Annotated in this window: 13 protein-coding genes; 3 read left to right on the top strand and 10 right to left on the bottom strand. The window is 42.3% G+C overall.

Annotated elements, in window-relative coordinates:
* Positions 1-225: 225 nt before the first annotated feature.
* The 3 genes from A1019T_RS05095 to A1019T_RS05085 all read right to left on the bottom strand — a co-directional run bounded on the left by A1019T_RS05095 (position 226) and on the right by A1019T_RS05085 (position 3,305).
* Complete coding sequence (locus A1019T_RS05095) at positions 226-972, bottom strand: hypothetical protein (protein ID WP_077450712.1); 747 nt, start codon at positions 970-972, stop codon at positions 226-228.
* A 226-nt stretch (positions 973-1,198) separates the two neighbouring features.
* Positions 1,199-1,510: a hypothetical protein gene (locus tag A1019T_RS05090; protein ID WP_077450711.1), complete on the bottom strand. Its 312-nt coding sequence runs from the start codon at positions 1,508-1,510 to the stop codon at positions 1,199-1,201.
* A 274-nt stretch (positions 1,511-1,784) separates the two neighbouring features.
* Entirely contained in the window at positions 1,785-3,305 is a 1,521-nt protein-coding gene (locus tag A1019T_RS05085; protein ID WP_077450710.1) for a catalase, read from the bottom strand.
* 414 nt (positions 3,306-3,719) lie between these two features.
* On the opposite strand from A1019T_RS05085, the gene A1019T_RS05080 reads away from it, so the two are divergent.
* Positions 3,720-4,061 carry a DMT family transporter gene (locus tag A1019T_RS05080; RefSeq protein ID WP_077450709.1) on the top strand — a complete coding sequence of 114 codons (342 nt, stop codon included), beginning with the start codon at positions 3,720-3,722 and terminating at the stop codon, positions 4,059-4,061.
* Between the two features lie 26 nt (positions 4,062-4,087).
* Here the strand turns inward: A1019T_RS05080 and A1019T_RS05075 are convergent, their stop codons facing one another.
* The 4 genes from A1019T_RS05075 to A1019T_RS05060 form a co-directional block, all read right to left on the bottom strand.
* Positions 4,088-4,849, bottom strand: coding sequence for an iron ABC transporter ATP-binding protein (locus A1019T_RS05075; RefSeq protein ID WP_077450708.1), 762 nt, complete (start codon positions 4,847-4,849; stop codon positions 4,088-4,090).
* Positions 4,850-4,943: 94 nt separating this feature from the next.
* On the bottom strand, positions 4,944-6,053 hold the full coding sequence (locus tag A1019T_RS05070) for an iron chelate uptake ABC transporter family permease subunit (RefSeq protein WP_095532569.1): 1,110 nt from the start codon (positions 6,051-6,053) through the stop codon (positions 4,944-4,946).
* 62 nt (positions 6,054-6,115) lie between these two features.
* Positions 6,116-7,174, bottom strand: coding sequence for an ABC transporter permease (locus A1019T_RS05065; protein WP_077450707.1), 1,059 nt, complete (start codon positions 7,172-7,174; stop codon positions 6,116-6,118).
* Between the two features lie 45 nt (positions 7,175-7,219).
* Positions 7,220-8,278 carry a siderophore ABC transporter substrate-binding protein gene (locus A1019T_RS05060; RefSeq protein ID WP_077450706.1) on the bottom strand — a complete coding sequence of 353 codons (1,059 nt, stop codon included), beginning with the start codon at positions 8,276-8,278 and terminating at the stop codon, positions 7,220-7,222.
* A gap of 346 nt (positions 8,279-8,624) precedes the next feature.
* On the opposite strand from A1019T_RS05060, the gene A1019T_RS05055 reads away from it, so the two are divergent.
* A complete protein-coding gene (locus tag A1019T_RS05055; protein ID WP_077450705.1) occupies positions 8,625-10,121 on the top strand; it encodes an MFS transporter in 1,497 nt (498 codons plus the stop codon).
* Positions 10,122-10,206: 85 nt separating this feature from the next.
* Here A1019T_RS05055 and narL read toward each other — a convergent pair whose 3' ends face one another.
* On the bottom strand, positions 10,207-10,866 hold the full coding sequence (gene narL / locus A1019T_RS05050) for a two-component system response regulator NarL (RefSeq protein WP_077450704.1): 660 nt from the start codon (positions 10,864-10,866) through the stop codon (positions 10,207-10,209).
* Positions 10,867-10,973: 107 nt separating this feature from the next.
* Positions 10,974-12,902, bottom strand: a complete 1,929-nt coding sequence (locus A1019T_RS05045; RefSeq protein ID WP_077450703.1) for a histidine kinase — start codon at positions 12,900-12,902, stop codon at positions 10,974-10,976.
* 245 nt (positions 12,903-13,147) lie between these two features.
* Here A1019T_RS05045 and A1019T_RS05040 point away from each other — a divergent pair, with 245 nt between their 5' ends.
* Positions 13,148-14,530: a NarK family nitrate/nitrite MFS transporter gene (locus A1019T_RS05040; RefSeq protein WP_077450702.1), complete on the top strand. Its 1,383-nt coding sequence runs from the start codon at positions 13,148-13,150 to the stop codon at positions 14,528-14,530.
* Positions 14,531-14,610: 80 nt separating this feature from the next.
* Here the strand turns inward: A1019T_RS05040 and A1019T_RS05035 are convergent.
* Positions 14,611-15,347: IS4 family transposase (locus tag A1019T_RS05035; protein ID WP_077450701.1), on the bottom strand; the 737-nt coding region annotated here is incomplete at its 5' end.

Raw genomic sequence — 15,347 nt, 5'->3', positions numbered from 1 at the left:
GTTAAGAAAAAGCGTCAAGATTGGGGAATAGATTGTATCGATACGTTATTCTTCTATTTTCTTTGGCTGTGTGACTGTTTTTAAGGGCTATGACTATATATGGGTATTCCTCTAATTTATAGATAACTAGAGGTTATAAACCTGTCATAAAGCACAGATGTTATAGCATAGCGCCAGACACTACTATCAAACCCAGAGGATTAAAGTCTGGCAGGGCTAATTACCTTAAGCATTTTCAAGTTTAGGTCTTGCTTTTTCTACTGCTTTTAATAAAGCTGCTTTAAACTCACCGGCTTCAAATTGTACTAAATCTGAGTGAGCTGCACAGAAGTTGCGGGTATCTTGCCATTTCTCGGCAATAGATTCTGCCCAATCACAGTAGTCTTGACCTGCAGTAGGATGGTCGGTTAAGGCTTTCTTGGTGGTGGGATGTAGCCCTAACTCTGGTAAAACTGCTTTTAGAATCTTAGCAGGCGGGGTAACAAAGGTGTCATCGACATGTAGGCTGCGGCTGGCAGGATGATACGCAAGTAGTGAGCTGGCATGTATCATTTCGTTGGGTGAGATATAGTGAATACCTTTAGGCAGTGAAAACTCTAACTCAGGATAGCGTTCTGCTACGGCTTTACTCTCTACCAAATCTTCAGCCCAAGTCACTTCTGGAACCTGCTGTTTATGACGTTTACTGCCATAATTAATGGCATTTGGAAAGTCCTTAGCCATTTGAGCGCAGTGAATGGTATGGAAAGGATGTAAGTTTAAAATAGCTTCTACGTCCTCAGCATTATTGGTCAAGCTCATTACTTGGTCGCGTACATCATCGGTCAAAGTATAGCTGTCTAAAAATATAAATTTCCCAGACTCAAGTTTGACCAAAGAGCACTGAGTGCCAATGTCTATAAGACCACCAATTTTAAAAGAGCCACGTATATTCCAGAATCCTGAACCTAAATCTATAATTTTATGAGACATTTTTTAGTTCCTAGTTATAAGTATGTGTAAAACTATAAGACGATAAAAAGTGTTTAACACAATTTATGGGGATGAAACAAAATTAGAAAGGTAACAATATTATGCCGACTAAAGGGCTCTGGGTCTGTTATCAAAAGATATGAAATGTTAATAGATAGAGATAAAGGGCAATGGTGAGCAATAACACAAATCTAGTAAAATAGAAGTAGGCGAGGTCTGTCATCCGCTAGGCGGTCAATAATAAACAGGATTTACAGCGCCAGGGGGTTTCAATGGTTTGCTTTAGCTCAAGGGGAGAGTTAATTCTTCTTAGCTGTCGACAGACTTGACACTGATAGCGGTTATCATAGACATAACAGTAATCTAGTATGGCAAACACTTCGGATGGGTCTGGTAGCTCAAAACACTCTTGTAAATAGTTTATTTGCTTTACGATATCGTCAAATTGTTCAATTTTGCATTTTTTCCAAAACATGCGACACAGTAGGCGCTGTCTAGAAGTAAGCATGGGTTCAAAATATAGTTCAAGCGATGCCATATGAGCCTTTTTTAGTAAAATCAATGTTGTTGGACTTAGCTGTTAACGCTTAGGATCGAAAGTTTTATTGTTTAAAATAACTATTATACGTCACTCAATTTCTAACGTCAGCTGCTGTTACTATGGAAAGTAAGTGACCTTTACTCTTAAGTCGCTATCAAAACGCTTGCTTTAAATAAGCAAGGCATCCTAGGTTGAACCTAAGGTGCCTTTTAGAGTTAGCTTCTAAAATTAATAAAAATCTATTTATCCTATAGCTATATTGTTGACAGTCTTACAGTAAGCTGTCTAAATGACGCGCAGGATCTGTTTCGCGAGCGGCTAATGCGTCCCCTACAGTTAAGCCAATGGCTTTGGCTACGCCTTCACCGTAGGCAGGGTCACACCAGTAGCAGTTACGAATATGACGATACTTGATAAAGTCTGGAGTTGGCTCAATATCACGGGCGGTATTATCAAATAAAGTCTGCTTTTGCTCATCACTCATTAAGTTAAATAAAGCGCGAGGCTGGCTGAAGTAGTCATCATCGTCTTTACGGAAATCCCAATGAGCTGCGTCACCGTTGATTTTTAAAGGCGGCTCTGCGTACTCAGGCTGCTCTTGCCACTGATGGAAGCTATTGGGCTCATAATGTGGACGACCTCCATAGTTGTCATCAGCACGGCCTAAACCATCACGTTGGTTGCTTGAATACGGACAACGTGGCTGATTAACTGGGATTTGATGACTGTTAACGCCCACACGGTAGCGCTGTGCATCAGCATAGTTAATTAGGCGGTTTTGCAGCATTCTATCTGGAGATACACCAATACCTGGGACAAGGTTACTTGGTGCAAAAGCTGCTTGCTCTACATCTAAGAAGTAGTTGTCTGAGTTCTTATTAAGCTCGAATTCACCCACTTCAATTAAAGGATAATCACCTTTTGGCCAAACTTTGGTTAAATCAAACGGATGGTAAGGGACTTTTTCAGCTTCTTCTTCAGGCATAATTTGAACGTACATCTTCCATTTTGGGAAGTCGCCTTTTTCGATAGACTCGAATAAGTCTCTTTGGTTGCTTTCCCGGTCCATACCTACTATTTCAGCAGCTTCAGCATCTGTTAGGTTTTTGATACCTTGTTGCGTGCGCATGTGGAATTTCACCCAGAAGCGCTCACCTTCTTCGTTCCAGAAACTATAAGTGTGTGAGCCAAAGCCATGCATATGACGGTATGACGCGGGGATACCACGATCACTCATGACAATGGTTACTTGGTGAAATGCCTCAGGTAAAAGTGTCCAGAAATCCCAATTATTAGTGGCTGAGCGCATGTTAGTGCGAGGATCACGCTTTACAGCTTTGTTTAAGTCAGGGAATTTACGAGGATCACGTAAGAAGAAAACGGGCGTGTTGTTACCCACTAAGTCCCAGTTACCTTCCTCAGTATAAAACTTCAAGGCAAAGCCGCGGATGTCACGCTCAGCATCTGCTGCACCGCGCTCACCAGCTACAGTACTGAAGCGGGCAAACATTTCAGTCTTTTTACCCACTTCGCTAAAAATCTTAGCACGGGTATATTTGGTAATGTCATTGGTGACTGTAAAGGTACCGAAGGCACCAGAACCTTTGGCGTGCATGCGGCGCTCTGGAATGACTTCACGTACAAAGTTACCCAGTTTCTCGTTCAACCAAAGATCTTGAGCCAGTAAGGGGCCACGAGGACCAACTGTTAAGCTGTTTTGGTTATTAGCGACGGGTGCGCCATTGTTCATAGTCAGCTTTGTGGGGGCGTATGGGCATTTTTTATCACTCATTGCGGTCTCCTTGAAATGAGGTGTGGGATAATTATTATTAAGCCGTTAGAGCTTAATATATTAGCTATTTTATAACTTTCGCTTTCCTGCTTAGTTCTATTAAAGTCTATAATTCATGTTTGGTAAAATAGATTAATTTTAACCTGATGATTTATTAAATATATTGAAGTTAATTCTATTTATTTTTAATCAATCGTATTATTATCTGTTTTTAACATACAAGGATTCTTCCCCCTAAGGTGTAATGCCAGTCAGTTAAACAAGAGACTTAGCGGAGATATGGTTTTTTAAAACCAGAGAACTCCATAAACAGGGGTTTCTAGAAAAAACGAATTTCAGAATTTCGCTATAAAATCTCTTAACTGACTGGCATTACCCCTAGGGTGTGTCTTTTTTTATTAGGTCAGAATATCTATGTCTCCAACCCTTATTGCTTATAGCTTTTTAGCAGGCGCCATCCTTTTTGAAGTTATAGGCACAACTTTTTTAGTTAAGTCCGAAGAGTTTACTAAGGTAGGTCCAACGCTAGCGACGGTAGTGCTGTATGCCTTTTCTTTTTATTTTTTGACTAAGTCATTAAGAGGCATTCCGCTTGGTATTGCTTATGCGATGTGGGGCGGGGTGGGAATTGTACTAACGGCTTTGATTGGCCTGCTGGTATTTAAACAGAGTATTGATATGCCGGCAGTAATAGGCATTGGCCTGATTGTGACCGGCGTTGTGGTGCTTAACTTGTTTTCAAGTTCTGTGGGGTGAGAGGTAAGGAGGTTTAAGCGAATATGCTAAACCCGGCTATCAATAATAACCGGATAGCCCTTATGCTCAATCACAGTGGCTTTCACTCCATACAAATCTTGGATGGTCTCTTGGGTAAGCACTTCAATAGGATGGCCGGTTTGGATAACTTGACCGGCTTTCATCATCACCACTGTATCAGCAAATTGTGCTGCTTGGTTAATGTCGTGCAGCACAATGACCACGGTCTTTTTTTGTTCATGCGCTAAGCTGCGTAGGGCACGCATCAGCTGACCTGAGTGGTACATATCTAAGTTATTAAGTGGCTCATCAAGTAGTAAGTAAGGGGTATCCTGGCAGACAATCATAGCAATAAGTACCCGCTGCTGTTGCCCACCGGATAAGGTAGATAAATAGCGATCCGCCATATCCTGTAATTCGAACTTTTGGATAACCTCAGCCACTTTCTGGTGATCCGCTGGGGTGGGCCGGCCTTGATGATAGGGGTAACGGCCGAACATCAATAGCTCTTCCACGCGCAGACGGCCTTGTAACTGATTGTTTTGAGCCAATATGGCCACTGTCTTAGCCATAACCTTGCTGTCGGTATGTGCAATGTCATACTCACCAAACTGAACCGAACCACTTTGCAAGGGTTGCAGTCGCGACATGACACTGAATAAAGTGGATTTACCCGCTCCATTGGGCCCAATTAATGCAATCACTTGGGCATCTTCTAAGCTTAAACTGATATTGTTTAAGATAGGGGAGTGATCGATGTGATGGCTTACATTATTAATGGTAATCATAAAGGTAGTCAGCTACTAGAGATAAAATAGGGTGAAAATTAGGGGGTTATAATAGTAAGTTTTAAATAAGCAGCTTAACTGCCTTATTTGTTACCTAAACCAGTTGCTTACGATATTGTTTTAATATCAGGCCGATAAATACCATACCGCCGAGAAGTTCAATCACCACTGAAAGCACACCCGCCATACCCAGCACCCTCTCAAACAAAGTCTGGCCCAACACCAAAGTAATCATGGATACTAAGCTGACCAAGACGATGCGCTCGCTGTGATACATACTGTGGCTGATGCGGTTGGTCAAAGCGCATACCAATAATCCCAAAAATACAATGGGACCGACAAAAGCGGTTGCGGTAGCGACCAATACTGAGATGACTACTAATAAACGCAGGGTTAGGCCTTGGTAATCAATGCCAAGACCAATGGCGTCAGCACGGCCCAGCATCAGCACATCGATTTGAAAGCGCCAATGCCAAACAAGCCAAGCACTGACAATACAGATGGCTAGGCTCAGCCACATCATATGTAGGTTGGTGATATTAAATTGAGCAAAGCTGGCTGCTTGTATCACTACGAAGTCTTCGGGGTTAATTAGGCGTGCCACTAAATTTGATAAGCTTCTAAACAATACCCCAAAGATAATGCCTACTAAAATTAGCCGAGATAAAGAGTGCTCAGTACGATTAAATAATAGCCGAAACAGTAATAAAGAGGCGGCTACCATCAGCGCCACTTCAATGCCAAACTTTAGTAACGGCTGATTGGTAAACATATTAACCGCACCCAAAAAGAACACCAGGAGGCTTTGGATGAGAATATATAACGAGTCAAAGCCTAGTAAGGCGGGGGTTAAAATAGGGTTGTGGGTGAGGCTCTGAAACAGCAGCGTAGAAACTCCAATGCAATAACCCACAATCATAAGTGCTGCCAGCTTTTGCCCCCGAAACGGCAACACAAAGTCCCAGTTACCATTGACCTGTAAGGTCATAAACAGCACGCAGCTAATCAGTAAAGTCAGCAAAGCAATCCATACCGGTTTACTAAACACCAAGCCTGGATCGATACGCGACTGGGCAGAGCGAGTGGTCAGTGGGTTTTCCGAAGTTTGCTTATTTGAAGGCGCTAACGGCGAGCCTGTATAGTCCTTAATAGTGCTCGAGGACTTGGATATTGATGTGACTGATGCTTGCTTGGGTGAATTCATAATAAGCTTAGCTGGCAAAAAGGGTAAATAAAAGATAAGACTTAAAGGCTGCTATAGTGAGCTTACGCTGGGGCAGACGGGTTAACTTCAAGTTTACGAGGTTTGGGTTTGCGAGGTTTACGTAATAACAGCCATAAAAATATTGCTGCCCCAATAACCCCAAATACGGTCGCTACCGGTACTTCAAAAGGATAACGAATGCTGCGGCCAATAACGTCGCACAGTAACACCAAGCTTGAGCCAAATAATGCCACTGCAGGCAAGCATCGGCGTAGACTGTCGCCCATTAAGCGGCTGATAATATTCGGCACTACCAGTCCGACAAAGGGTATGGCGCCTACGGTGACCACTACCACGGCGCTAATCATCGCTACGGTCAATATCACAAACCAGGTCATCAAGCGCTGGTTCACTCCTAAGTTAATAGCAATGGCATCGCCTAATCCCACAATGGTTAGTTTGTCGGCCAAAAAGTAAGCCACCAGTGCCAAAGCACCGGTCGCATACAACAGCTCATAACGACCTGCCAAAATGGTGGAAAAATCCCCAAAACGCCATACTGACAGCATCTGTAAAGATTCTGTCTCATAGGCAATAAAGGTGGTGACCGCTTCAATAATACCGCCAAAAACAATGCCCACTAAAGGCACCATTAAGATATCTGTGGCAGGCAGGTGCTTAATCAGACGCATAAACAGTACCATGCCAGCAATAGCGCACAAGGTGGCAATTAACATCTTGCTAAATAGGCTACTTGTGGGCAAATACAAGCTCACCAAAAGTAAGCCCAGGCCTGCACTTTGAGTGGCACCCACCATAGAGGGATCGACGAAGCGGTTTTTTAACACCACTTGTAGAATCATCCCTGCCACTGCTAGAGAGGCACCGGTCAAGATAATGGCCAGCGTGCGCGGTAGGCGACTCACCAGCAATAGCTGCAGGTCGTTACTAACGGATTGCTGAGTCAACGCTTGCCACAGCCCTTGCCATGAAAAATCTGCCACACCTAGCGATAAGCTTAGCAAGATTAAGGCCACCAATAGCAGCACACTTAAAGTGTTTAGCAGCATAGGCGATAGCAGTATAGGTCGAGCTTTGGGTTTGGCAGAAGAATCAAACATAACCGTCTTTATTTTTACTGTAATAAGTAGGGGATAAGCGTTCGTTTATTGAGCGCTCTCAACTTTTTCGGCTTTATTAAAAGCGTCAGTGATAATTTCGGCATCTTTTAACCATTGATAATAACCACCGAAAGCTAGGTATGAGTCTGGACTTAGGTAGACAATGTGTTTGTTTTTCCAAGCTTTGGTTTGATGCATTAATGGGTTATCTAATACCGCATCTGCACCCACGCCTTCCTCGCCGATAGCTGAGCTTCTATCTAATACAAATAACCAGTCGGGATCGACTTTTTGTAAGTATTCAAAGGATACGGGCTGGCCATGTTGACCTTCTTCAATCTGAGTATCAGCCGCAGGGATGCCAAAGACAGTGTGCAAAAAGCCAAAGCGAGATTTTTCGCCATAGGCTGAGATTTTATTGCCATTGACTAAAACAACCAGACCATTACCTTTACCAGCACTGGCGGCTTTGGCTTGCTCGATGGCTTGATCAATATCTTGTTGTAGCTGGGCCGCTTTATCAGCTTTATTAAATAGCTTGCCTAAATCGGCTAAACGCTGTTTGCTAGACTCGTAGATATTTTCGGTATCTAAGGTAAGGTCTAAAGTTGGTGCCATTTTGCTAAGCGCATCATATTTTTCTGCCATACGTGAGCCGACTAAAATGGCTTTCGGCTGCATTTGATTAAGGGCTTCCATATCAGGCTCAAATAAAGTACCGATATTTTTACTTTCTGGAGCGCCTGCCGCTTTTAAATTGTCTAAATGTAAGTTGTCAGGCAGGCCGGCAACAGGTACTTCTAGGGCGGCTAAATCTTGCATCAAGGTCATGTCATACACTGCTAGGGGAGCTGGGTTGACCGGCAAGCTTACTTCACCGCGAGCAGTGTTGATGGCTACTTGTTGAGAGCTGTTATCTTGAGCCTGATTATTGTTCTCAGTAAAGCTGGAGCTTGCCTGAGTGTCGGCTGAATTACTGTGAGAATCAGCCTCTTGAGGTGAACAGCCTAGAAGGGCACCACTGACCATAAAGGTAAGTAGGACTAAACGGGCTTTCGAGGACAAAGGGTTTGCTAAACGGCTAGTAGAAAAAGAGTTAATCATAAAAATACTCGCGTTCCATAATTTAAAAATAAATATTTGTTGAGTAGTTAACTTAGTTTTTATAAACCAAAAAACGAGGCAAGCCTCGAGTGTGTCAATCAATTGTTGGCTATGATACGCGCATATACTAAAAAAGTAAATGATAATCATTACTATTAACAAATTAGAGGCTAATGGCTTATTTTCTATCACCCAAAGGGAGTAGGGAATTAACCTTGTATACTGCTTTTGCTTAATAGTGACAGACTGTGGGACTTGGTATATTGAAGGCAATTATAGGTAGGTGTGACTTAGGGATTATTCACTTTAAGCTTCGCCTACTTTTTTATTGCACAGGAGATTTATCATGCATGCCAAGGAGCTGCTTGAAATTGAGCGCCGTGATATTAGAGCGCTGCATTATACCTGGATTGCTTTTTTTCTAACCTTCTACGTTTGGTTTAACATGGCGCCACTGGCAACCTCTATGCTTGAGGCTGAAAGTTATTTGACGCCAGACCATATTAAGCTGTTTTTAATTGCCAACGTGGCATTGACCATCCCTGGCCGAGTTGTGGTTGGGATGGCGTTAGATAGATTTGGGCCACGTCGCGTGTTTTCAGTGTTGATGGTAGTGATGGCAATACCTACCTGGTTCTTTGCTTTTGGGACCAGTGCGATGCAATTGTTTGTATCGCGGCTATTCATGTCAATAGTAGGGGCAGGTTTCGTAGTCGGTATTCACATGACTGCACTTTGGTTCAAACCTAAAGACATTGGTTTCGCTGAAGGGTTTTATGCTGGTTGGGGTAACTTTGGTTCGGCTGCTGCCGCTATTACTATTCCTACAGTAGCGTTACAATTCTTTGGGGGTCCCGATGGATGGCGCTGGGCGATAGCCTTATCGGGCCTGTTAATGGCACTATATGGGGTAGCGTACTGGTTCTTGATTACCGATGGACCAACAGCTGACACTCACAAAAGATCTAGAAAAGCAGGGGCTTTAGAGGTATCAAGCTGGCGAGATCTGTGGTTATACTGTCTATTTACCATTCCGCTATATGGCGTGCTTGGAGTCTTGGTTTATCGCACCCAAGACATGGGGTTTTTAACCCAGACAGGTGCCATAATCTGTTATGCAGTGATAGCCATAGTGGTGGTTTATCAAATTTATAAAGCTTTGAGTGTCAACATTCCTATGCTCAAAGCAGGTATTCCTGAGGATGACAAATATCCATTTAAGTCGGTAGCAGCGTTAAACGTCTCTTATTTCGCCAACTTTGGAGCAGAGCTTGCGGTGGTATCCATGCTGCCAATGTTCTTTGCTACTACCTGGAAGCTAGACCCTACTGCAGCTGGATTAATTGCTTCTACTTTCGCTTTTGTGAACTTGTGGGCGCGTCCTTTAGGTGGCTATATTTCAGATAAAATCGGTAATCGCCGTTTAGTAATGCTGGTCTATATGTTTGGTATTGGCATCGGCTTTGCTTTAATGGGCTTGCTTAATGCCAGTTGGCCCTTATTTATTGCTGTGGTGTTTACTATCGGTTGTTCTGTTTTCGTACAGGGTGCAGAAGGGGCAACCTTCGGTATTATTCCTTCGATTAAGCGTCGTTTGACAGGTCAAATCTCCGGTATGGCAGGGGCTTACGGCAACGTCGGGGCTGTGTTCTACTTATTTGTTTATACTTTAGTAGATCCTAATATGTTCTTCTACATCATTGCTGGTGGTGCCTTCGTAGCTTGGTTGGTTTGTTTCTTGTGGCTAGAAGAGCCTGATGATGCCTTCGGTGATGAGTACAAAATGTCTTCTGTTGATATCAAGTTGGCAGAACAAGATCGCTTGGCTGAGCTTGGTAAGTAAGCTTAATATAATGATGCGTGAATTAAAAAAGACACCTTAATAAGGTGTCTTTTTTTTAGCTGAGAGAAAATGAATAGCGCTGTAGCTATAACTCTAAACTATTGACTGCCCAGACGGCAACATCAACACGAGTACGTAGATTGGTTTTATTTAAAATATGCTTTACATGCACCTTAACGGTGGACTCAGAAATGCCCAGCTCATTACCGATCATCTTATTACTATGTCCTTTAGCGATCATTTTGACCACTTGAAGCTCACGACTGGTCAAATTACTGACGATATCATCTAAGTTGGGGGTGCGTAAGGCTTGAGCCAGCACTGCAGCCAGTCTTGAGCTAACCACCAGCTCACCCCGTAAGGCTTTACGAATATCTAAAGCCACTTGTTCCGGCTGCATATCTTTTAGAAGATAACCATTGACCCCAAGCTTTAAGGCATTGTGGATATCATCTCCACTGTCAGAAACCGTAAACATCAAGATTTTCGCTTGATTGCCCTGGTTACGAATCTGCTCTACGGTCTCTAAACCGCTAAGACCAGGCATATTTTGATCTAAGATTACTAAATCAACTTCGTTATCTTTAAGATAAGCCAGAGCTTCCTCACCACTGCTAATATCAGCAACGACGTTGAAGTCTGATTCCAAACTTAATAGATCTTTCATGCCGCGGCGCAACATAGGATGGTCATCTACCAATAGAATCTTGGCAGGAGAGGCTGAAGTATAAACTTTAGAAGACATAAAAACTCGCAGGTAATAAAAGTCAAAGGGTAAGAATATTTCAAAGTAATGGATTGATAGCTAACTATAGGGGCTGAAAACTAAACTCCTAAAAATATAAAGCTCGATTATTTGGTAAAAAACTCTGGAGTAAACTGAGCTTTGACGAGCGTGCCTTTAGGTTCATTTTGGGTGATTTCTAACTTACCCCCTAAGCTTTTTGCCCGCTCTTGCATAATCATCAGACCATGATGATGAGTCTGATCAAAGTCGTAAGAGATACCTTGGCCATCATCGCTAATGGTTAACAGCACATCATCACTTTGGTTAACATAAACAAAATTAATCTGCACATTTTTCGCTTTGGCATGATGACAGATATTGGATAACGCTTCTCGGGTAATCTGAATCACATTCACTTGTTCGGAAGCACTTAAGTTTAAAGACATAACTTGATTATTAACGCTAACATTCAGCCCGCCTTTTTCAGCAAATTCATCTGCAGAATTGTGTAAAGCTTCATCAAAACTGTCATCGTTTAAGCTTAGGCGGAAAGTTACCAATAGGTCTCGTAGATGCTGGTAGGCAGAGTTGAGTCCTTCTTTGATATTAGATATAGAGTCCGTAACCAGCATGAGATCAGGACTATCGCAATGTGTGTGCTGTAGTCTTTTTTCTAATATGGCCACTTGAATCTTCAAGTAAGACAGAGATTGGGCCAGGGAGTCATGCAGCTCTCGAGCAATGGTTGCTCTCTCTTCAAGCAAAATAATTTGATGTTCCTGTTGACGCTGTTGCAATAAAAACATGGCTGTGCTTATTAAATTAGTCAAAGCGATAATCGCGTCTTTATTACTAGAAATAAGCGCTTTAGTGACGGCAATATCTTGGTCACTGCTTGCAAAGTTGTCTTCTATTATGGGGATACGATTGGGATCAAGCTGACTATTTGAAATCTCAGCTGCTGTAGTCGCTCTTGATGTAGGGTAACTTATACCAAGCGACTTTGGGCGCACCCTCAATTCACCATATTGAGATTTTTGATGACGAATATCAAAAGACTCAGTATAAACATTGGTTCTGATTAAGCAACTATCACAGTCAAGCGTAGAACATAAATCTCTTAAAGTACTACTGTGGATAGCAATGGCATCTTTGTGATCAAATAGCTCACTTTTAAGACATAAAGTAAACTCTAGCTCGGGAATAATTTTGCCAAAATCTGCAATTAATCGATTCAGTTCGACAATACTTACCTGAGTGGTTGTAAGGTATTTAGCAAAATCATAGAGTAAAGACAGAACTTGATTGGCCTTAGTTAAATGAGCTGTTTTAGACTGTATCTCACTTTGTAAATACAGATGGCTTTGTTCAATGGCACTGACCATATCATTAAAAGAGTTCCCTAAGGCCTCAAACTCACTATAACCCGTTATCGAAACTCGGGTGTCAAGTTTACCTGCTGTGAACTGCTCCTTAGCTTGCATCAGTTGTTTAATAGGTTTTAATACCTTTTTGCGAAGTTCTTTTATTGCCCAGAACATAATACCCATCATGAGTATTAGTAGCAAAAGCTGTAATAACTGTTGTTGGTTTTGCCGTTGCTCGTTGCGATACTGTAGCTGAGATACTACAGCATCTACTTGCTGAATATAGGGTAGGGAGGCAGTATAAAACCCTTGTGCGTCCTTATTTAACAACAAAGGTTGTAACTGTTGCTGCCATTGACTCTCGATTCGATTTAACTGATCGTCTATACGTTGGTTTTGATTCACCCACTGCTGTTGATAAATTTGTAATTGATTATTGCGATAATCCATATCCTTAATCAGCTCATCTATCTGTTGTGGGCTATTAAAATCTGAAGCCAATAAAAAGCTAAGACGGTAGGTGGCCATTCTGATTGAGCCAGCAGTGTTGATGGCTTTGGCATCATTTTGCGCAGCCCATGCCAAAAAACCACTGGTTATTGCTGATCCTAAAAATAAAAGGATAACTAGCACAATCACTAGAGGTGTGCGCACCATAAATGTGTTGGGAATCAGTTTGGATGACATAGTTAAAGGCTTTAGGGGTTGAAGGGAGTATGGCAGAGATGAGTAGGCAATATAAGTTAGCATTGACCATTGAAGCTTTGACATACTACTAAAGTAGTAGTTAATTGGATTTATTGCAAATTACCTATTTAAGCCATGGGATTAAACCCTTATAACCATACTAAATAATAGGATAGTGCAGTACCTTTACTTATCGGACAAATATACGTGAGTGTTACCAATTAACATCACTTAGCGAGGTAAGTATGAGTAATCGAAAAGAAGAATTAAAAGGGGGCAGAGTCATTACCGACTGGCGCCCAGAGATGGAAGATTTTTGGGAAAATGGCGGTAAACAAGTTGCCAGCCGAAATCTATGGATCTCTATTCCAGCGCTACTGCTTGCTTTTGCGGTATGGATGGTCTGGAGTGCGGTTATTGTCAACCTTCCAGAGATTGGCTTCGACTTTGATGATGGTCAACTGTTTTGGTTGGCAGCACTACCAGGATTATCTGGGGCAACTTTACGTATCTTTTACTCCTTCATGGTGCCTATATTTGGAGGCAGACGTTGGACCGCTATTTCTACAGCATCGTTATTAATACCGGCTGTCTGGATGGGCTTTGCGGTGCAAAATCCAGACACACCCTTTAGTGTGTTTGTAATCATTGCTCTACTTTGTGGTTTTGGTGGCGGTAACTTTGCCTCATCTATGTCAAATATTTCGTTCTTTTATCCCGCAAAAAAACAAGGAACAGCACTGGGTCTAAATGCAGGGTTAGGTAATCTAGGGGTATCAGTCGTACAGTTTGTGGTGCCTTTAGTGATTGGCTTTGGATTTTTTGGTGCTTTAGGCGGTGCTCCGCAGCTAACAGCTAGTGGAAAAGAATTATACCTTCAAAATGCCGGCTTTGTATGGGTGCCCTTTATTATCTTGGTCTCACTAGCCGCTTGGTTCTTGATGAATGACATCGCCTCGGCTAAAGCTTCCTTTAAAGATCAATCGGTAATCTTTAAACGCAAACATAACTGGATTATGTGTGTGCTTTATATGGCTACCTTTGGTTCATTTATTGGCTTCTCTGCGGCATTCCCTATGTTAATTAAGCAAGCCTTCCCTGATGTTAATGCCTTACAATTTGCTTTTTTAGGTCCTTTAGTAGGCGCTTTATTCCGTCCGGCGGGTGGCTGGATTGCTGATAAGCTAGGCGGTGCTCGCGTAACTTTATGGAACTATATCATTATGGTACTGGCGGTAGGGGCAGTGATGTACTTTTTACCCAGTGAGACCCGTGAAGGAAGCTTTATTGGTTATTTGATTTCCTTTATGGTGTTGTTTGTTACCACAGGTATTGGTAATGGCTCAACTTTCCGTATGATTCCAGTTATCTTTAAAAATGTTTTAGAGCGTGAACATCCTGATAGAGTGGGCACAGAACCTTTATTCGTAGAGATCCGCAAAGAATCAGCTGCGGTAGTTGGCTTCACTTCTGCTATTGCTGCTTACGGTGCTTTCTTTATTCCTAAAATGTTTGGCTCAGGGCTTGGCGTCTATGGAACTTTCATAGCTTTGATTGCTTATTACTTAGTTTGTATTGTACTGACTTGGTGGTATTACAGTCGCAGCAATGCTGAGGCTCCTTGCTAAACAGACTACCTAGTAGCTCAGCTATAAAGTTTTAATACTATTGTTTTTAAAACACCGCTTACTAAGCTAATGCCAGTCAGTTAAGGCTGACTGGTATTTTTTTTGGGATATTTTTGTGGTTTCCCCTTAACCACCCTCGGGCAAGATCGCTTTCTACGTTCAGGAATAACAAACAACTTTCCTTCCTCTAAAACTGCATCTAACAACTTAGGAAAGAGTCCTGCAGCCTGTAAAGGCGCAAACCGTAACAGATCAACAATCGTAATAGACGCCATATGAAAGCTAATTCGTAGAGGGCTAACGTTAGCTCTAAGGGCCATATAGCGCATCAAACGTCTTATTAGATTATAAGCAATCATAAGCCCCCAGAATTCTTGTAATACAAGCTGTGGCAGCTTACTTCTTAACAACAGCCCCTGCTGTAAATCAGACTTAATTTCCCTAAAAGCCATCTCGATCTCCCAGCGCTGCAAGTAAAGCTGTGCCATTTTATCCTTAGTAAAGCGTTTATCATCTACTAAAGAGGTGATGTATCGTCTTGTCTTGCCCTCATAACGACACTCAATTAATCGAGCTTGCCAAGTAGCAGGTAGGTTTGGATTCTTCTTTTGTGCCTGGGGAGAGACGGGCATTTGTATCAAGTAGTCCCCTTCACTAAAGGTTTTAATCACAGTGTAACGCAGATTATCTTTAGCCCGCATGAGCCAGTGACTGTTTGGATGGGCTTGTTGCCAACTAATCAGTAGGTCTGCTGAGAAATAGGCTCTATCAAAGAGCGTAATGCTATTGTCTTGAATATTTAGCTGACGGGCTAAGG

It is taken from the genome of Psychrobacter piechaudii (assembly GCF_900162825.1).
GTDB lineage: Bacteria > Pseudomonadota > Gammaproteobacteria > Pseudomonadales > Moraxellaceae > Psychrobacter > Psychrobacter piechaudii.
This window is presented reverse-complemented; position numbering and strand designations above follow the sequence as displayed.